At 32.1% G+C, this 19,883-nt stretch carries 15 protein-coding genes; all 15 read left to right on the top strand.

Going from position 1 to position 19,883, the window contains the following annotated elements:
• Positions 1–366 precede the first annotated feature (366 nt).
• The 15 genes from loaP (at position 367) to acsn021_RS18730 (ending at position 19,633) form a co-directional block, all read left to right on the top strand.
• The gene (gene loaP / locus acsn021_RS18800) at positions 367–894 is read left to right on the top strand and encodes an antiterminator LoaP (RefSeq protein ID WP_184091584.1); all 528 of its coding nucleotides are present in this window, start codon (positions 367–369) and stop codon (positions 892–894) included.
• A 335-nt stretch (positions 895–1,229) separates the two neighbouring features.
• On the top strand, positions 1,230–1,484 hold the full coding sequence (locus acsn021_RS18795; RefSeq protein ID WP_184091586.1) for an acyl carrier protein: 255 nt from the start codon (positions 1,230–1,232) through the stop codon (positions 1,482–1,484).
• A 79-nt stretch (positions 1,485–1,563) separates the two neighbouring features.
• Positions 1,564–4,692, top strand: coding sequence for a cyclic peptide export ABC transporter (locus acsn021_RS18790; protein WP_184091588.1), 3,129 nt, complete (start codon positions 1,564–1,566; stop codon positions 4,690–4,692).
• A 23-nt stretch (positions 4,693–4,715) separates the two neighbouring features.
• Complete coding sequence (locus acsn021_RS18785) at positions 4,716–4,991, top strand: hypothetical protein (RefSeq protein WP_184091590.1); 276 nt, start codon at positions 4,716–4,718, stop codon at positions 4,989–4,991.
• 80 nt (positions 4,992–5,071) lie between these two features.
• The gene (locus acsn021_RS18780) at positions 5,072–9,586 is read left to right on the top strand and encodes a non-ribosomal peptide synthetase (RefSeq protein WP_184091592.1); all 4,515 of its coding nucleotides are present in this window, start codon (positions 5,072–5,074) and stop codon (positions 9,584–9,586) included.
• A 137-nt stretch (positions 9,587–9,723) separates the two neighbouring features.
• The gene (locus acsn021_RS18775) at positions 9,724–10,392 is read left to right on the top strand and encodes a thioesterase II family protein (RefSeq protein WP_184091594.1); all 669 of its coding nucleotides are present in this window, start codon (positions 9,724–9,726) and stop codon (positions 10,390–10,392) included.
• A gap of 137 nt (positions 10,393–10,529) precedes the next feature.
• Positions 10,530–11,558, top strand: coding sequence for an HAD-IIIC family phosphatase (locus acsn021_RS18770; RefSeq protein ID WP_184091596.1), 1,029 nt, complete (start codon positions 10,530–10,532; stop codon positions 11,556–11,558).
• A 34-nt stretch (positions 11,559–11,592) separates the two neighbouring features.
• Positions 11,593–11,844, top strand: coding sequence for a phosphopantetheine-binding protein (locus acsn021_RS18765; RefSeq protein WP_184091598.1), 252 nt, complete (start codon positions 11,593–11,595; stop codon positions 11,842–11,844).
• A gap of 71 nt (positions 11,845–11,915) precedes the next feature.
• A complete protein-coding gene (locus tag acsn021_RS18760; protein WP_184091600.1) occupies positions 11,916–12,767 on the top strand; it encodes a 3-hydroxyacyl-CoA dehydrogenase family protein in 852 nt (283 codons plus the stop codon).
• A 37-nt stretch (positions 12,768–12,804) separates the two neighbouring features.
• Positions 12,805–13,059: an acyl carrier protein gene (locus acsn021_RS18755; RefSeq protein ID WP_184091602.1), complete on the top strand. Its 255-nt coding sequence runs from the start codon at positions 12,805–12,807 to the stop codon at positions 13,057–13,059.
• Entirely contained in the window at positions 13,056–14,228 is a 1,173-nt protein-coding gene (locus tag acsn021_RS18750) for an acyl-CoA dehydrogenase family protein (protein ID WP_184091604.1), read from the top strand. Before acsn021_RS18755 ends, acsn021_RS18750 begins: the two co-directional genes overlap by 4 nt.
• Positions 14,229–14,257: 29 nt before the next feature.
• The gene (locus acsn021_RS18745; protein ID WP_184091606.1) at positions 14,258–15,838 is read left to right on the top strand and encodes a non-ribosomal peptide synthetase; all 1,581 of its coding nucleotides are present in this window, start codon (positions 14,258–14,260) and stop codon (positions 15,836–15,838) included.
• An 84-nt stretch (positions 15,839–15,922) separates the two neighbouring features.
• Positions 15,923–17,161, top strand: a complete 1,239-nt coding sequence (gene fabD, locus acsn021_RS18740) for an ACP S-malonyltransferase (protein WP_184091608.1) — start codon at positions 15,923–15,925, stop codon at positions 17,159–17,161.
• Between the two features lie 407 nt (positions 17,162–17,568).
• Positions 17,569–18,381, top strand: coding sequence for a ribosome small subunit-dependent GTPase A (rsgA, locus tag acsn021_RS18735; protein WP_243167805.1), 813 nt, complete (start codon positions 17,569–17,571; stop codon positions 18,379–18,381).
• A 49-nt stretch (positions 18,382–18,430) separates the two neighbouring features.
• Positions 18,431–19,633: a GNAT family N-acetyltransferase gene (locus acsn021_RS18730; RefSeq protein ID WP_184091610.1), complete on the top strand. Its 1,203-nt coding sequence runs from the start codon at positions 18,431–18,433 to the stop codon at positions 19,631–19,633.
• Positions 19,634–19,883 lie beyond the last annotated feature (250 nt).

The following is a 19,883-nucleotide window of genomic DNA, read 5'->3' as shown; positions in this document are numbered from 1 at the left end:
AATCTTTAGTCATATACTTGTCACTAAAATACAGTACTTTAGTAAAATTGTACATTTAGTCCTCCAATTAGTCAATAAAAAGTAAATAAAAAAGAATATAATGTATATATATTGCTATTTATAGATATATTTGTCTAAATATATAGGTATTGCTGTATGTAATCCTCTAAGTGGAAAGTAATATATTGACATTAAAAGAATAATATGTTATATTATGTTATAATATGTAAAATAATTTAATAAAACGTTAACGATTCAATTTTAAATTCTGGATTTTGTTGAAGCTAATAAGTAAAACAAAATAATCTGCAGTTAGTTAATTTAATATTCTTAAGTTTCGTAAGGAAGTGTTATGCTGGGGGTGGTATGAAGAATTGGTATATACTATATGTAAGAACGGGTTGTGAAGAAAAGATACAGAAGATACTTCAAAAGAGACTTAACAATGAATATTTCTTGCCATTTATCCCTATGAAAAAAGTTGTATTTAAGCAAAAAGGTATTACTTATATAGAAAAAAAAAGTTGCTTTCCAGGATATGTTTTTATTCAGTCTAAATATGAAGAGAATGAATTTATAAAACTTGTATTTCCAATTATGCAGTGTATAGAAGATGTATACTTGTTCTTACATTACGAGAATAAATATGATATAAGGTTAAGAGAAGAAGAGCGGGTATATTTAAATAAAATTATGGGTTCAGATTATTGTATTGAACATTCTGTTGGATATATTGAAGGGGATAAGATTAGGGTCGTTTCTGGAGTATTAATGGGAATGGAAAGTAAAATTAAAAAGATAAATAGACATAAGCGTGAGGCAATAATAGAAGTTTTTATGATGGGTGACAACAGGCGTTTATCTGTTGCTTTGGAAGTATTAGAAAAGATTTAATTCTATTTAAACTGAGTTTGCATTTAAAAATTGATGTAAGCACTTATCAAAAATTAATCGTCGGGCGGTCGCGTTGATAGATGATAAGGAACATATAGCAACGTCCTTGTAGAGTATTCAATTGAATAGTTGATTGGGCGGAGCTATATTTTTTTTGATAAATAATAATGCTATGTAACATATAACATGTATAAATAGATGACAGAGCTTAATTGATAATTGATTTGTTATTAATCCTTAAGAGTAAATTATTCAGAAAAATTCATTTGCTTACAATAGAATAAATTTTTATACAGATAAAAAACATAAAATGTACATTACAAGGAGCAGTGTTTATGAATGTTAGAGAATTAATTATTGAAGCAATTTCGGAAAATAGTTTTGTAGATAATGCATATGAGTATTTGCAGGAAAATGACAATTTGATACAACTGGGTATGAATTCGCTATCTTTTATAAAATTAGTTATTACATTAGAAAATAAATTTGGTTTTGAGTTTGATGATGTAAATCTTGATTACAACAAATTTACTTCCTTAAGCCTTTTATGTGAATATGTAAAGGAGAAGATTAAGAACAACGAAAGTTAAGTATCCATTCGATGGAAATAAAAAAGAGATTATATTTGCCCGCTAATCATTATAGATATATTTCGAAGGGATTAATCATATGAAGAAAATTATTTGCATTATTATAGTAATAATTATGTCGTTATCAGCTTCAAAGAATGTTTTTTCGGCTGAATCCTTAAGTACATTTCAAGAAATTGATTTAAATAAGATAGACCAAGAGCGGATAGACGAATTAATGAATGAGGTTTTGATAAAATCAAAAGTTCCCGGAGCATCTGTTGTTTTGGTTAATGGGGAGGAAACAAAATATCTGTCGTATGGTTATGCAGATAAAGAAAATGAAATAATTCCAACTCAGAATACCTTGTTTGAACTAGGCTCAATGAGCAAAGCGTTCACAGCGTTAGGAATATTATTATTGGAAGACCAGGGCAAGTTATCACTTGATGATTTTGTTACAGATTATATCCCATGGTTTTCTGTCCGCTATAAAGGTATATATGACGGAGAAAGGATTGACGAAGAAGTTGAGCTTACAATAGCTAATTTACTTTATCATACAAGTGGAATTCCGTTCAAAACAATTGGCTACCTGCCAGAAGGTACATCAGAGAACATGCTGCAAGCAACAGTAAAAACGTTAGTGAATACACAGCTTGATTTTTATCCGGGAGATAGATATCAATACGCAACAATCAATTATGATATACTTGGATATATTATTCAAATTATTTCTGGACAAACATATGAAGATTTTATGCAGGAACATGTAATTGATCCATTAGGTCTTGACAATACATACTTATTTCAAAAAGAAGCAAGGAAATCCGGATTATTGGCACAAGGATACAAAATTACATTTTTTGATCCGCAACCTTATGATGCACCAAGATATAGAGGGAATACTCCTGCTGGATATATTATTTCCAGTGCAAAAGATATGGAACGGTGGATGAGAATTCAAATGGGGCTCATCGATGTGCCGGTGCAATATGAAGAAATTATAGAAAAATCACATATAGGAAATACAACAGTAGCATCACAGGGAAACAATTATTATGCAGCCGGTTGGGAAGTTAATTTAAAGGGAAAAAATATTCTACATGATGGGAATAATCCAAACTATTCATCCACATTACTTATGCAACCAGAAAACAAATTAGGAATTTGCATCCTTACAAATATGAATTCAAATGCTGTTAATTATCTGGCGAACAATATATTAAATATTATTCAAGGTAAGGATATTTCAAGGTATACATTGGATTTATATAAAAGCTTAGATACTGTTTTTTCAATAGTGATAGTTGGAGCAGTTATGCTTGGCCTGCTGTTTGTATTCCTGCTGCTAAAGGCATTTATAGAACTTATAAAAGGAGAACGCATAAGAAGCAAACTAAAAGGTGCAAAAGTAGCTGGTCTGTTATTAGCAATACCCCTAATGGTATTTTGTGGCTTTTGCGTATATTATCTGCCTAATATCTTGTTGGAAAGATTACCTTGGGATGCAGTTAATGTATGGGGAGCTTCAACAATTATGGCAGGCTGCATAGTAGGGTATATTACATTTAATATATTTATGCTATATATTTTGCTGACCTTTAATTTTCCAAAAGATAATGAAAAAGGTTATGTAGCTTTGATACCATTAAGTTTAATAAATGGTATTGCCAGTTCATTAATTATTTTTACTATCAATGAATCATTTAACCGGGACTTGGCGTATTCCAAAGAACTATTATTATATTTTGTTTTTGCACTTTTGTTTTTTGTATATACGATTAAACTTTTGCAAGGACGCATGATTGTTATAACGAATGAAATCACCTATGAAAAACGAATGAATATGATTGATAAAATTATGCGCGCTTCCTATCAGGCTATTGAAGGAATAGGAAGAGAGAGAATATTTTCAGGTTTAAATAACGATTGTGCAGAATTAGCTCATGTTCCAACTTACACTGTTTCATTTGCTTCTAATCTACTTACTATAATTTTTTGCCTTTTATATTTGTTGAGTAAGAGTATATATGCCTTTGTTGCATCTTTAGGCATTATATTAATAAACGGATTTATCAGTTTTATAACAAGCAGGATTGCATATAAATATTGGGAAGAAAACCGTAATATACAAGATACATATTTTGGGCAAATGCAGGATTTGGTAAATGGTTTTAAAGAGTTAGCTTTGAATAGATTAAGACGTTTTGCATTCTGGAACGATATGAAGAAGTATTCGCGCTTATCAACAGAATTAAATAAAACGGCATCAATAAAATTTTTGAATTTTGATCTATACAACACATTAATGTATAATATTGTTTTTGGAGTAGTTGTGTTTCTTTTTCCTATTTTGTTTTTAGATATTAATACGAATCAATTGAGGGAAAATCTTTTTATTGTTTTTTATATGATTGGTCCATTTGGGGCAATTGCAGGTACGATTCCTAAACTTACTCAATTAAATGTTAACGTTAAAAGAATAAATAAATTAATTGATGATTTGGAAGAGGTATCTACTGGCGATATAACCATAGAGCAAGAAATTAACACATCTTATCCTAAAGTCATTACAATACAATTTAAAGAAGTTACCTATAAATATATATCAAAGAATAAGGAAGGAATCAAAATAGAAGGTGATTTTACATTAGGCCCAATTACAACAGAATTTAAATCAAATGAAATTGTGTTTATTACCGGAGGAAATGGAAGTGGAAAATCTACATTGGGAAAACTCATAACGGGCCTTTATTCTCCTTTAAGCGGCAGAATATGTATTAACGGAAAAGTAGCTGCGCTCAAAGAACAAAATGAGTTGTTTTCATCAGTATATACTGACTTTAATCTGTTTAAAAAGTTATACGGTATTGATTATGTGAGTAAGAAAGAAAAAATACTAGAGTATCTTGAACTAATGAAAATACATGATAAAGTAGAAATTAATGGTGAGGGGGAATTTAAAACAATTAATTTATCTACTGGACAACGAAAAAGACTTGCTTTTATTGTCAGTTGTTTAGAAGATAAGCCTATGATGATTTTTGATGAATGGGCAGCAGAACAAGATCCCGAATTTCGGCAATATTTTTACGACGAACTTTTACCAATGCTTAAGAAACAAGGTAAAGGAGTTATCGTTATATCCCATGATGACCGATATTTTGATAAGGCTGATAGGCTAATTAAACTAGAAAGAGGAATGCGGGTAATTGATAATTATTAATTTATAATAATAGGAGGCAAAAAATGGCACAAATAGGAAATGTAGAAGAGATAATTGTAGTTAAAGAACATCTGGAGAGAATGAAGCAGGACGGTTTAATTACCGAATGGGAGCTGCCGTATGAAAATTTACTAACTAGAAGATCGGCTGCAATCTTTTTTTTATCACCAGTTTCGGAAGAAGTGCTAACTGAAATCTGGAGCCAGCTAGGACGATATGATAATTTCAGGCAAAGAGATAATACCGAAAAAAAACTCTCTGAACTAGCATATCGTGTTGAGTTCAATCAGGCTGAATAATAGTACATTATTCAAGAAAAATAAAATTCCGAATAACATGTATTTTGTTTCTTCATATGCTGTATGATGAGGTTTGAATTATGAATAGTCTTAATTATAACGATAATAAAATTTTATATCCATTAACACATCCTCAAAAGCGGATTTGGTATATTGAGAAAATATACCCTGGCACGTCTTTATATAATATTGGTGGGACAGTCAGAATAAAAGGTGATATTGATTTTTGTATACTTGAGGAATCCATAAATGCACTTATAAAAAATAATGATGGAATAAGATTGAGATTTTTTGAAGAGAATGCAGAAGCAAAGCAATATATTAGTTACTATGAAAGAGTTGATTTAGACTTTATTGATTTTTCAAATAATGAAAATCCTGAAGATGAATTTAATAGTTGGGTGAAAAAAGAAGCCAGACTGCCATTTACAATGGAAAATGAAAGGCTTTTTTATTTTGCATTATTTAAAATATCAAATAAGGATAATGGATATTTAGTGAAGTTTCATCATATTATTTCTGATGGATGGTCAATAAATATAATGACTGAATCTATATGTGATACATATATGAAACTGCTAAAAGGAGATGATATTACGAGTAGTATAAAGCACTCCTATATAGATTACATAGCAAATGAACAGAAATATCTTTTATCTGATAGGTTTTTAAAGAATAAATTATTCTGGAATGAAAAATTTAAGGTGCTTCCCAATGGGTTTTTAAATATGAGCTCAGATACGATAGAAGGAAAAAGAAAAACATTTGAACTTGAGCCTGTGGTATCTTCCAAGATAAAGAAATTTGCAGCAGATAATAAGTATTCTTTGAATACATTTTTTATAATGCTATATCTGCTATATTTCTATAAAACAACACAGCAGGAAGATATTGTGATAGGAACACCTGTATATAATAGATCAGGAAAACAGGAAAAGAGCATGTTCGGTATGTTTACAAGCACGATGCCGTTCAGATTTACCGTAGATGATAATTTAAATGTAATGGATACAATAATAAAAGTAAATAAGCAGCTTAAGGAATGTTACTTTAATCAAAAATATCCATATGATCTGCTTATACAGGACGTAGAGCTTAAGAAAAAAGGTTATGACAACTTATTTAACACTTGTGTAAATTATTATAATACCAAACTTAATTCAAAACTTAATAGCTTCCCGATAGAAAATGTAGAATTTTATAATGGACACCAGATATATTCTATGCAATTGATTATAAAAGAGTGGTCAGATTCAGGGAATTTGACATTGGAATTTGACTACAAAGTTAATGACTATTCAGATGAGCAGATTGAAGATATGTATGCTCGCTTACTAAACTTAGCGGATAGTATAATTATGAATCCCTTTGAAAAATTAAGAAATTTAACTCTATTGTGCAATGATGAGAGAAAAAAATTGCTATATGCTTTTAATGTGACGGAAGCAGAATATCCGAAAGATAAGGTAATATATCAATTGTTTGAACAGCAGGTTGAAAAGACTCCTGATAGTACTGCTATATATTTTAACAACATTGAATTAACTTACAGAAAATTAAATGAGAAAGCAAATCAGCTTGCACGATATCTTGTTAAAAAGGGCATAGGAAAAGAAACTATTGTTGGATTACTGACTAATCATTCCATAGAAACGGTTATTGGCATACTGGGTATTCTAAAGGCGGGAGGAGCATATCTACCGATTGATTGTAATTATCCAAGTGATAGGATAAACTACATGCTAAAAGATTCCGATTCTAAAGCTTTACTTACGGATATAGAGCTATCTGAAGGAATTGATTTTAGTGGTGAAATAATTAATCTTGACAATCAAGACTTATATACTGGTGATATATCAAATTTAGAGTGTATTAATAAACCTAGTGACTTAGTATATGTAATCTATACATCTGGTTCAATGGGAAAACCTAAGGGCTCAATGATTGAATACCAGAGCTTGGTCAATTATATCTGGTGGGCAAAAAAGATGTATATTAGAAACGAGACAGAGGTATTTCCATTATATTCATCTTTGGCATTTGATTTAACGGTTACGTCAATTTTTACTCCTTTGATAAGTGGAAGCATTATCGCTGTATATGATGATAATAGCAATGATGAATATGTGCTCTTCAGAATAATGAAAGATAATAAAGCGACAGTAGTAAAGCTTACTCCATCTCATCTTTCTTTATTAAAGGACAAGGATAACAGTAATTCCTCAGTTAGAAGATTTATTGTAGGCGGAGAGGATTTGAAGGTAAACCTTGCAAAAGATGTTTATGAAAGTTTCAATGGGAAAGTTGATATATACAACGAATACGGTCCTACGGAAACAGTTGTAGGTTGTATGATACATAAGTACACTTATGAAAGTGATAATGGAATATCGGTTCCAATAGGAGTACCTGCTGATAATGTACAAATTTACGTTTTGGACAAGAATCTTAAACCTGTACCTATAAATACAGTGGGAGAGATATATATATCAGGTGATGGGATTGCAAGGGGGTATTTAAATAGTCCCAAATTGACACAGGAAAAGTTTATTGATAATCATTTTGTAAAAGGAAGAATGTATAAGACAGGTGATTTGGCTAAATTTTTAAATAATGGGAGAATTGAGTATGTTGGAAGGGCAGACCAACAGGTTAAAATTCGTGGATATCGTATTGAGTTAGGCGAGATTGAAAAATACCTATTGAATCATGAAGCGATAAAAGACTGTCTTGTCGTAGATATGGAAGAAAAAAACTCCATGAAATATCTTTGTGCATACATTGTTAAAAAAGCCCAGGTTACTGTTTATGAATTAAAGCACTTTTTACTAACGTGTTTGCCAGATTATATGATTCCATTATATTTCATTGAACTAGTTGAAATCCCTTTGACTAGAAATGGTAAATTGGACAGAGAACGATTACCTAAACCAGTAGTAGAACCTATTGAAAATGCAGGATTTATTGAATATAGAAATGAGAAAGAAAAAAGTTTAATTAAAACGATGTGTGATATTTTTAATTTGGAAAGAGTAAGTGTTATACAAAACTTTTATCATCTGGGTGGAGATTCAATTAAAGCAATACAGATTGCTTCAAAGTTGAACGAGAAAGGTTGGAAGATAAATGTTAAGGATATATTGTCTAATCCAATAATTGAAGATATGGCATTGTGTATTGAACAAAATAAAGGATTAGCTATTAATCAGGAGCCTTGTGAAGGCAGCATTAGGCCTACAGCGATAGTTTCTTGGTTTTTTTTACATAATCATTCTAATTCTAATCATTATAACCAAAGTGTATTGCTGGAGCTAAATCAGAGTATTGAAATCAAAAACCTTGAAATAATTCTGAATAATTTAATAAAGCATCATGATTCGCTAAGAATTAATTTTAACCCGTTAGTTGGTGAACTGTTTTATAACAATAAACACTTGGATAAATTCTATAACATTCAGGAATATGACTTGACTAACCTATCATATTCAATGCAGATTGATAAAATGACATTTTTAGCAGATGAACTAAAATCAAGTTTTAATATCGAGAATGAAGTTTTAATAAAAGCATGTGTATTCAATCTAGGTCTATCTGAGAATATAATGCTTATTACTGCCCATCATTTTGTGGTAGATGGTGTTTCTTGGCGGATTATTCTGGAAGACATTAACACTATGGTAAGGCAAATAAATAATGGAGAAAGAATTGTGCTTTCATCTAAAACACATTCTTATCAAGAATGGGCCAAAGATATCGAAAACTATTACATTTATAAAATGGGTGAAGAACAAAGCTATTGGAAGCATGTTTTAAGTAAGGAATTCAGTTTTCCTGTAGATTATGATTTAGGGGAAGACACTGTTGATAGTAGTTGTACAATATCAGTACAAATGTATGAAGCATTGACAGAGTGTTTAATGACAAAAGCTAATATACCATATAATACAGAAACAAAAGATCTGTTGATAGTTGCTCTATTGAGAACTATAAAAGAGTTATCTGGAAGTGAAGATATAGTAGTTGAACTCGAAGGACATGGTAGAGATAATATATCTGAAAATGTAGATGTTTCAAGAACAATTGGGTGGTTTACAAGCTTATATCCATTTTATTTTAAGCTTAAAAATGATAATTTATCAGAACAGATTAAAGAGGTTAAAGAAGAAATAAGAAAGATACCAAATAAGGGAATTGGCTTTGGCGTATTAAAATATTTATTAAAGGAAATTGATGAAGATGAAAAAATTAATAAATATGTCCGATTCAATTTTCTCGGAGATTTTTCTGCTGAAGATAAGAATAGACCTGTGAATTTATTAAAAGATCAAATAGGGAGTGATTATGATAAAAGAAATAAATTAACATATATTCTTGAGATTAACTGCTTTATAGTGGGGGGGGAGTTGAATGTACTATTGACATACAGCAAAAATAAATTTTATGAAAAAACTATGAAAAGATATTTAGATAGCTTTATGAATGAACTAACAGCAATAATTAATCATTGCTGTAATAGTGAATCAATGGAGTTTACACCTTCTGATTTTGATACATTAGATATAACTGCTGAGGAACTAGATAGTCTTTTTATTTGATAACAGCTTTTTTCGGCCCTATAAAAGCAGTGCTTCTTAACTAGAACACTTGTAACAAGAATCGACATAAAAATTAAATGAAAGGCTTTTAGATGAGGAAGATAAAACTAATTTGCATACCATACGCAGGTGGCAGTATGCAGGTTTATAGAAACTGGGATAAATATTTGAATAATTCCATACAGCTTAATTCTGTCGAACTTTCTGGAAGGGGAAGAAGATTTTCGGAGCCAAAATATGAGAATATGGAAGAAGCTATTAATGATGTTTATAATACGGTAAGTCCATTGATACGAGACTCAGATTATGCAGTTTTCGGACATAGTATGGGGAGTGTTATTGTCTATGAATTAATTCATAGACTCAAAAAAGAAGGTTTACATAATCCGGAACATGTTTTTTTTTCCGGATTACATCCTCCATTTGAAAAAAAGAAAAAACCGAACTTTCATGATGCGCCTTTGGAGGTTTTAATTGACGAAATACGAAATCTTGGAGGAACGCCTGAAGAATTATTGAAAAACGATGATTTTATTGAAACATTTATTCCAATTATAAGAGCGGATTATAAGATATTAGAAACATATGATTGTGTACATAAAAATACGAAATTTGAGTTTGATATATCAGTTTTAAGCGGTAAGCAGGATAATGATTTAAATGATAACTATTTGGAGGCGTGGAAGAATTGTACTTTGGGTAAATGCAGTATCTATAAATTTGATGGAGGACATTTCTTTATTAATGAGAAAGCAGAAGATACTGTTAAATTAATAAATAAAGTATTACTATCTTATGATTTCTAACCCGACAAACATTGAGCGTAATTCGTGTGCAAGTGCTATTAGCAATGGGCATATAGATGGGAGTTAGGTTGAAAAAACAAGAAGTTTTTCAACCTCCTGATTTGTATGTGTGTTAAGGCACACAGATGGGAGTTAGTATGAATAAAGAAATAAAGTGTATTATATGGGATTTAGATAACACATTATGGGATGGGATTTTACTGGAAAACAATAATGTTTCATTAAAACCTGGGATAATTGAGATTATAAAGCAATTAGATAAGAGAGGAATCCTCCAATCCATAGCAAGTAGAAATAACTATGACGATGCTATGCGAAAATTGTTTGAGTTTAGTTTAGCAGAGTATTTTCTTTTTCCTGAAATCAATTGGAATGCTAAATCTGTATCGATATCAAATATTCAAAAAAACATTAATATTGGTATTGACTCAATGGTGTTTATTGATGACCAGTTATTTGAAAGGGAAGAAGTAAAGTATGTGCACCCAGAGATTACATGTATTGATGCATTGGAATATGATTCATTACTTAACAATGCTCGTCTGCAACACAAATATATAACAAAAGATGCACAAAGGCGACGTCTTATGTATGTTGAGGATATACAAAGACAGAAAGAGGAAGAGTCATTTAATGGTACCTCTGAGGCTTTTCTAGCATCTTTAGATATGACGTTTGTTATATCTGAGGCACAGGAAGAAGATTTAATGAGAGCAATAGAATTGACTGAAAGGACACATCAGCTTAACGCCACTGGTTATACATACAGTTATGATGAATTAAATAATTACAGATCCTCGGACAATCATAGGCTATTGGTATGTGAACTTATTGACCGTTATGGTTCTTATGGGAAAATAGGGTTGGCTTTACTGGAAATTAACGAGTTCAGCATCCATTTAAAACTGCTTCTTATGTCATGCAGGGTAATGTCAAGGGGAGTGGGGACTATACTGTTGTCATATATTATGAAAATGGCAAAATATAGCAATAAAATTTTGCTTGCTGATTTTAAAAAGACGGATAGAAACAAAATGATGTATGTAACTTACAAATTTGCAAACTTTAAAGAAGTTTCTACAAATGAAGAAGGAATTACTGTTCTTAGTAATGATTTGTCGATTATTCAAAATTACCCATCGTATGTAAGGGTAGAAAATAAATAGTAGATCTGGCTAGAATAAAGAAGAGGGAGCTTTTATGGATAGTAAAGTAAAAGTTAGAAAATTTATTGAAGATAATTTAATTAAATATGATGAGGAAATCAACTTTTCAGATGAAGACAACATTTTCTCAATGGGCTTTGTAAACTCGCTTTTTGCGATGAAATTATTGAATTATATGGAGAGTGAGTTTTGTATCACTGTTGAAAGTGATGAAATGGAATTGTCAAACTTCACCTCGGTCAATAGTATAGTTAGGTATTTGAAGAACAAGGAAAAGTGTAAATAAGTCTTAAGGCAGTGTTGTGTTATGGCTAAGTAAGTGAAAAATCAAAGTAATAAGGGAGAAGGAGATAAATCATGAAATATAATAAAATCGGTATTATTGGTGCAGGGACTATGGGCATAGGAATAGCTGCAGATCTGCTGTTTCATGAAATGGACTGTATACTTGTAGATAGTTCTCCAGAAGCACTTGAAAGGGCAAAAACTGAAATAATCCGTATAATTCGCTTTGGTCCACTAGCAAATGCTTCATTACCAAAGTTGAATGTAGATGATGTGGTAAGTAGGATTACATTTACCAATAAAATTGAAGATGTAAGTATTGCTGAATTTATTATAGAAAATGTACCAGAAAAATGGGAAGTGAAGGAGAGCGTCTATCGGGCATTGACTAAAGTGTGCAAACCAGAAGTTAACTATGCGGTTAATACTTCTTGTATCTCTGTTACAAAGGTGGCAAACGTTACAGATCGTCCGGATAAAGTAATAGGAATACACTTTATGAATCCTTCCTATTTAAAAAGTTGTGTAGAGGCAATCAGAGGATACCACACCTCAGAAGAGTGTATAGATAATGCAAAAGCATTGCTTGCTCAAATGAAAAAAGAAGTGGTTCTTGTAAATGATTTGCCGGGATTTGTTACAAACAGGATTTCCCACTTGTTTATGAATGAGGCTGCTTTCGTAGTGCAGGACAGTGTGGCAACACCAATGCAGGTAGATGAGATTTTCAAAAAATGTTATGGACATAAAATGGGACCTTTAGAGACCGCAGATTTGATTGGATTGGATACGGTTGTTAATTCCTTGGATGTACTGTATGACAGTTATCAGGATACTAAATTCCGGTGCTGCCCAATGCTAAGAAAGATGGTTGATGCGAACTTGCTTGGAAGGAAGACTGGTAAGGGCTTTTATAATTATTAAATAATATAATTCAATAGATTTGGGAGGTTTTATTATTATGGAGTACAATGCAGTTGCTGAAATAATTAAGAAATATGTCTTAGATAGTGTAAACATAGATAGTATAGATAATGATATGGACATTTTTGAAGAGGGATTGGTAAGTTCCTTATTTGCAATAGAATTGATGACATTTCTTGAAAAAAACTTTGAAATTAAAATAACTACAAGTGATTTAGATATGGACAATTATAGGTGTATTAACAATATTACAGAGTTTGTATGTGAAAAGAAAGGTGACGACAATCGATGATAGAATTGCTTTCAAAAGAGCATAAGGAAAAATATTTAGAATTCAGAAAATTTGTTGAATCTAATGTTCAGCCTTTTGCATGTGAATGGGAAATGAATGAGTCTATACCAAGAGAAACTATAGATAAATGCGTAGAAGCGGGATACATTGGCGGAATAATGCCGGAAGAGTTTGGCGGGCTGGGCTGGGATCATCTGACATATGGTATTTTTACTGAGGCTGTAGCTAAAGCTAGTACATCTTTAGTCGGTTTATTTAATGTACATACCATGGTTATGAGATCAATACTTAAATGGGGAACCGAAGAGCAGAAACTAAAATGGCTGCCTTCCATGACACAGGGTAAAGTACTTGGAGCTTTTTCGTTAACTGAGCCAGAAGCAGGTAGTGATATCAAGGGCATCACTACTACATTTACTGAGGCAGGAGATAAGATTATCATTAATGGAACCAAAAGGTGGATAACGTTTGGAGGTCTGGCAGATGTATTCATTGTTTTTGGTAAAATAAACGGCGAAGATGAAAAAGCAACCGCTATAATAGTAGAAAAGAATACACCTGGATTCAATGTGATCCAAATTAAAAACATGATTGGCTTTAGAGCCGGTGCATTAGCAGTGTTGGAATTCAATAATTGTGAAATTAACAAGGAAAACATACTAGCTAAACCGAGCTTTGCATTTTCACATATAGCTCCGTATGCGTTAGAATACGGACGTATTAGTGTTGCATTCACGGCACTGGGTATTATAAGGGGATGCCTTGAATATTGTGGCAGCCATGTTCTAAAAAGAAAAACGTTTGGGGAAAAATTAATATCTCAGAGTACAATAAAAGAAATGATTACAAAAATGGGAGTGGATTACGAAGCAGCTAGCCATTTATGCATACACTCATGCCATGCTAAGGATATTCATAATCCTAGTTCGGCTGAAAATGTTATAATAGCCAAATATTTTGCTACTAGGGCGGCACGGCAACATGCAGATAATGCTGTACAGATTCATGGGGCTGTAGGTTGTAATGAATCTCATCCTGTGGCAAGGTATTACAGGGATACTAAAGTACTTGAAATAATTGAAGGAAGTAATCAGATTATAGAAATGATACTAGGAAACAGTTTTGTGAGAAAGTATAGAAACTCAGAGAGAAAAGCCGTTAAAATGTAATTTTGTAGGCTTTTGGGAGTATTTGTAGTATGAATATATGTGAAAAGCAGGACATAGATAGTATATATAAGAAGTTAAATGACACAACACATTCTTATCCGAAGGATAAAACGATATGCCAGTTATTTGAAGCACAAGCTGAAAAAACACCTGACGCAAAAGCAGTCATCTTTGGTGAAGAGGAACTTACCTACAGAGAGTTGAACAAAAAGGCAGGGCAACTGGCATATGCTCTTCATTTAAGTGGAGTTGAAAAGAATGGGATAATCGGTATTATGGTTGAACGTTCTTTGGAGATGATAATTGGTATTTACGGCATATTAAAATATGGGGCGTCTTACTTGCCTATTTCACCTGAGTATCCCCAAAAAAGAATCGATTATATAGTCTCTGATAGTAATCCAAGCTGCTTTATAGGGCAGAGCAAGACAATACACAGAATAAGCGGGTTTGATAAAATCTGTATAAACCTGGATGATGAATCTAATTATGAACTGCCAGAATGCAGTTATGCAGATACGGTGAGACCTAATGATTTAATGTATATTATATATACATCAGGTTCAACTGGTAATCCAAAAGGTGTTATGGTTGAGCAACACTCGGTTGTTAATAGGTTGAACTGGATGCAAAAAAGGTATCCGATTACACACTATGATACAATATTACAAAAAACATCGTTTGTATTTGACGTATCTGTATGGGAGCTATTTTGGTGGTCTATAACAGGTGCAAAAGTAAGTATGCTAAAGCCAGGATTTGAAAGATTTCCTCAAGGTATAATTGAAGAGGTTGAGAAAAACAAAATAACCATTATACATTTTGTACCTTCTATGTTCAATTCTTTTCTTAATTATATATGTAATGAGGATTATAGTACAAAGCTGTTAACATTGAAACATATTTTTTGCAGTGGTGAGGCACTAACCCCTATTCATGTTAAAAAATTTAATACATTATTAGGACAAATCAACGGAACAAGATTGACTAATCTATATGGACCTACGGAAGCAACGGTCGATGTAACATATTATGATTGTCCCTTTGATGATGAAATAAGCAAGGTACCTATTGGAAAACCTATTGATAATACAGCGATGTACATTTTGGGAGAAGCTTGTCTTTTGTCTCCTGGGGAAAAAGGAGAGCTCTGCATCGCTGGTGTTGGATTAGCTAGAGGGTATTTAAATCAACCTGAACTGACAAATGAAAAATTTGTAGATGGTTTGGGAGGTAGAGGAGAAATGGTTTACAGGACTGGGGATTATGCATGCCTTATGCATGATGGGAATATTGATTATTTGGGAAGAATGGACAATCAGGTAAAAATCAGGGGACTTCGAATTGAACTTGGGGAAATAGAAGCAAAAATTTGTGAGTACGAATCAGTTAGTCAATGTATTGTTGCATTAATAAATGCAGACAGCATCAACCCTGTGTTAAAAGCATATATACTTACTACAGATAGTGAACTGGCAGTTCAGAAACTGAAAAAATTTTTAAGAACATATCTGCCTGATTATATGATTCCCAATGATTTTGTATTGATGAAGGATTTCCCAATAACAATGAATGGGAAGGTTGATCGTAAGGCGTTAGTATTATTGTAACTGTTATCAAATGTTATGCAAATATCCCGTTTAAGTGTGACATTTAAGCAAGAATAAAAAATATCAAAGGAACAGAGGCGTTATATGAGGAGAATAAATCCCAAAATTGCACTTGTTTTCCCAGGGGTTGGATCACAGCATACGGCAATGGCCAAGAGTTTTTACGATAACTCCCCAGTGGCTAGAGAAACCTTTGAGGAAGCAAGTGATATATTAAAAGTGAATATGGAAAAAATTTGTTTTTCAAAAGATTCTGCTGATAAATTAAATGAAATAGATATTTCACAATTAGCGTTGGTTACTGCTAGTATTGCAATATATAGGGTTTTTCAGAAAGAAATAGGTTTAAGTCCATCGTACTGTCTTGGGCACAGCCTTGGTGAATATTCAGCTTTGTGTGCAAGTGGAGTAATAGAGTTTTCAGATACTCTTCAAATTGTAAAACAAAGAGGTAGAATAATCAAAGAAACAATTTCCTCATGCGATGGAACAATGATATGGGCAATAAACATTGATAGTATAACAGTAGAGGAGATATGCAAAGAGTTCTCTGAAAGCGGCAGTGAAGTATACATTTCTGCATATGATTCTCCAACGCAGTGCTCAGTTTCGGGGGACAATAATTCTATAAAGAAATTGACGCAATGTTTGGAAAGCAGAGGAGCAATTGTTTATCCGCTAAAAATGTCAGGACCGTTTCACTCACCTTTAATGATTAGAGCAGCAGATGAAATGAAAGCTGTATTACGGGAATACAGCTACAATCCTCCTATTTATGAGGTGTTATCCAATTACAGTACGCTTCCTTATGTCGGTGCAGAATCGGTCATAGATAATTTATCTAAACAGCTTATATCTCCCATTAAGTGGCAGGAATCTGTCACTTATCTGGTTGACAATAATGTCAAATATGTAATAGAAATAGGTCCTAAAGATGTCTTGAAATTTTTAATTAAAAAAATCACATCAAAACTTACGCCATATTCTTTTAATAATTACGAACGGTGCGACGAACTAAAAAATATGCTGTTTATAAGGAAGAATGAATACTTGCCGGTTATTGAAAGGTGTTTGAAGGTAGCAACAAGTACAAGAAATTACAATTTCAATTATGAAGAGTATCAAAAAGGTGTAGTCATTCCATATAAAGTTATAGAAGCAATGTATATGGAGATACTAACAAGTAGAAGTGAACCTTCAGAGAGTCAGATATTACAAGCAATTAATATGGTTATATCAATTATGGAAGCAAAAAAAGCACCAATAGAATTCACACATGAAAAGCTAAGACATGTTTTAGATGGCAAATTTATAAGTCTTTAGAAATGAATACGTGATTTCTTATAAATAGTGTATTTGTTACTCTTTCAAAACGAGGAATTATACTAATATACCAATTGTTTAGGTTTTAACGGAAACATGAAATGTAATAAAAAATATTGTGAAAGCTAACGGAAGGGGTTGGAATTATTTATAATATAATTCAATATGGTTGGGATATTTTTTTTGAGGAAGGGTTTAAGGAATACGCACATAAAAATTATTTTCAAGCACGTGTAATTATACGACAGAAAGGTTTTTATAAGGTAGTATGTGAAAGCGGTATATTTACTGCAAAGCCATCTGGAAAGCTTTGCTACGTAGCAAAATCAAACAAGGATATTCCTACTATAGGTGACTGGGTTGCAATTCAAATTATTGGATCAGATGAAGCAATAATACATGGGATATTGCCTAGAAAAAGTCAATTCTCACGAAAAATGCCTATATCTGGTGGTAGAAAAATCAAAAAAGGGGTAATACAGGGTGGCTCTACAGAAGAACAGGTTATGGCTTCCAATATAGACATTGCCTTTATTGTATGCGGGCTTGACAACAATTTTGATTTACGCAGAATAGAACGTTACATTACCTTAGTATATAATAGCAGAGTAAAACCAGTAGTTATACTGAATAAGGCAGATAAGTGTCCAAATCCTGAGGATTTCTTACGGCTTGTAGAGGAAGTTGCAATTAAAATACCAGTTTATATTGTAAGTGCTCTAAAAAGTATATCCATGGATGTTTTTACTCAGTATATGCAGCCTGGAAAAACAGTAGTATTTCTAGGATCTTCCGGGGTAGGAAAGTCAACAATCATTAATTGTTTGTTTGGTGAGAATCGCCAGCAAACAAAATTAATAAGTGAATCTACTGGTAAGGGGAGACATACCACCACATATTCTGAACTCATAATGCATGACTCAGGGTGTATGCTTATCGATACTCCAGGGTCCAGAGAATTGCAGCTCTGGGGGACTACGGATTGTCTGGACGAGAGCTTTCAGGACATTATTGAGCTGTCTTACAAATGTAAGTATAACGATTGTCAGCATCATAACGAACCAGGATGTGCAATTATTAAAGCTATAGAAGAAGGCTCTTTAAGTTACGAGAGATATGAGAGCTATAAGAAACAATTTTTTGAATTAAAATTGTTAGATAAAAGAAAAAAACAATTGGAGCTTTATAGGAATAAAATGATGAAAAGAAACAAGTTTTAATATATATTTCATTTAATACAATAAATAATTAATTTTTGGAGGTATGAAAGTGGATAAGATACCTGTTTATGAATTAAATAAAAAGGATTATGGTCTTATTTTACAGAATTTCAATTTAGATAAATGTACTCTTGCGGTTAAATCAGTACTATGCAATCATACTCCGGGGATTGTACTTGTAGATTCGGAGGTGGATCCAAAAACTGTCTTTATATGGGATAAGTGTCATGATTTTTTTATTTTAGGTGAAAAAGGTAACAAAGAATATTGTGAAAACTTAAGAGAAAAAATATATGGGGATATTTTTAAGCAAGCAAAGGAAAAAGAAGATTTGTTAGATTTCTATGTAAGACCATTTTATAGTAATTTGGATACCAATGATAAAAATAAAAAGATAATTGATGATTTATTTAAAAATAATTCATTAATGCTTCATAAAAGAAGACACTATTCGCTAGAACTCTCTGAATACAATATAAAAAGGCCCCAAAATATAGATATTGATAATGCTAAAATTGAATTTATTGATAAACTTTTTCTTACAAGAACACAGCTTGAGAATTTTGATGAAATTACCAATTGGATTGAGGATAGCTGGATATCTGAGGAGCTTTTTCTTCAAGAGGGATTTGGATTCTGCTTGGTTGTTGATGAGAGTATTGTTAGTTGGTGTATCTCTGATTACCGAATAGATGTTGAATGTGAAATAGGAATAGAAACAGATGAGAGATATAGAAATAAGGGATATGCGACTATTCTTGTAACTGAAGTAGTAAATTATTGTAAACAGAAGGGGTTTGTAAAAATAGGATGGCATTGCCGAGATAATAATATAGGTTCATATAAAGTAGCTGAAAAAGTTGGTTTTAAAGATATGAATATTTACTATTCATATCATGCTTGGTTTAATGTATTTGATAATTTTTTGGTAAATGGTCAATATTTTCTGACACAAACTCAAGACTATCGAAAGGCTGCTGAGTGTTATGAAAAAGCATTTGAAATGAAAAATAGCAACGATAGTTATTTTCATGATTCCAGCATATTTTCACAGGATGCTAATATAAAATGGTGTTATTATAATACAGCATGCGCATGGGCATTGGCAGGCGAGCATGAAGATGCATTTTCTAATCTTGAAAAAGCTGTTGAGGCGGGATGGAACGATGCAAATATGCTTGAAAAAGATGAAAGGTTACAAAGTTTGAAAGTTGATAGTAGATGGGCAGAGATGTTGAATGTCTTACGATAAGATAGAATATGTGTACAATTTTGCAAAAAAAAGTGATTTGATTACGAATGATAACATGAAGAAACATTTAGTTGGTGAAGATAATAGTATACTCGAGTTTAGGCATATTTAATCCAAGAAAGGCTACATACACAGGGAATTCCAGTATTTGCGATCAAGTTATGGATTTAATGAAATGTCTTGTGACTTATTTTTCATAGATAATGAAAGACAAATTATTCGAATATCTCTGGGGATTCATAGTTCTATA

Source organism: Anaerocolumna cellulosilytica (genome assembly GCF_014218335.1).
GTDB lineage: Bacteria > Bacillota > Clostridia > Lachnospirales > Lachnospiraceae > Anaerocolumna > Anaerocolumna cellulosilytica.
The sequence above is the reverse complement of the archived record's forward strand: the minus strand, read 5'-3'. Positions and strand labels throughout refer to the sequence as shown.

Coding starts and splice junctions, on each gene's coding strand:
- acsn021_RS18760 (WP_184091600.1), top strand. CDS start 11,916: ATGAAATATAATAAAATCGGTATTATTGGTGCAGGGACTATGGGCATA.
- fabD (WP_184091608.1), top strand. CDS start 15,923: ATGAGGAGAATAAATCCCAAAATTGCACTTGTTTTCCCAGGGGTTGGA.
- acsn021_RS18770 (WP_184091596.1), top strand. CDS start 10,530: ATGAATAAAGAAATAAAGTGTATTATATGGGATTTAGATAACACATTA.
- acsn021_RS18785 (WP_184091590.1), top strand. CDS start 4,716: ATGGCACAAATAGGAAATGTAGAAGAGATAATTGTAGTTAAAGAACAT.
- acsn021_RS18765 (WP_184091598.1), top strand. CDS start 11,593: ATGGATAGTAAAGTAAAAGTTAGAAAATTTATTGAAGATAATTTAATT.
- acsn021_RS18745 (WP_184091606.1), top strand. CDS start 14,258: ATGAATATATGTGAAAAGCAGGACATAGATAGTATATATAAGAAGTTA.
- acsn021_RS18750 (WP_184091604.1), top strand. CDS start 13,056: ATGATAGAATTGCTTTCAAAAGAGCATAAGGAAAAATATTTAGAATTC.
- acsn021_RS18780 (WP_184091592.1), top strand. CDS start 5,072: ATGAATAGTCTTAATTATAACGATAATAAAATTTTATATCCATTAACA.
- acsn021_RS18755 (WP_184091602.1), top strand. CDS start 12,805: ATGGAGTACAATGCAGTTGCTGAAATAATTAAGAAATATGTCTTAGAT.
- acsn021_RS18790 (WP_184091588.1), top strand. CDS start 1,564: ATGAAGAAAATTATTTGCATTATTATAGTAATAATTATGTCGTTATCA.
- acsn021_RS18795 (WP_184091586.1), top strand. CDS start 1,230: ATGAATGTTAGAGAATTAATTATTGAAGCAATTTCGGAAAATAGTTTT.
- loaP (WP_184091584.1), top strand. CDS start 367: ATGAAGAATTGGTATATACTATATGTAAGAACGGGTTGTGAAGAAAAG.
- acsn021_RS18775 (WP_184091594.1), top strand. CDS start 9,724: ATGCAGGTTTATAGAAACTGGGATAAATATTTGAATAATTCCATACAG.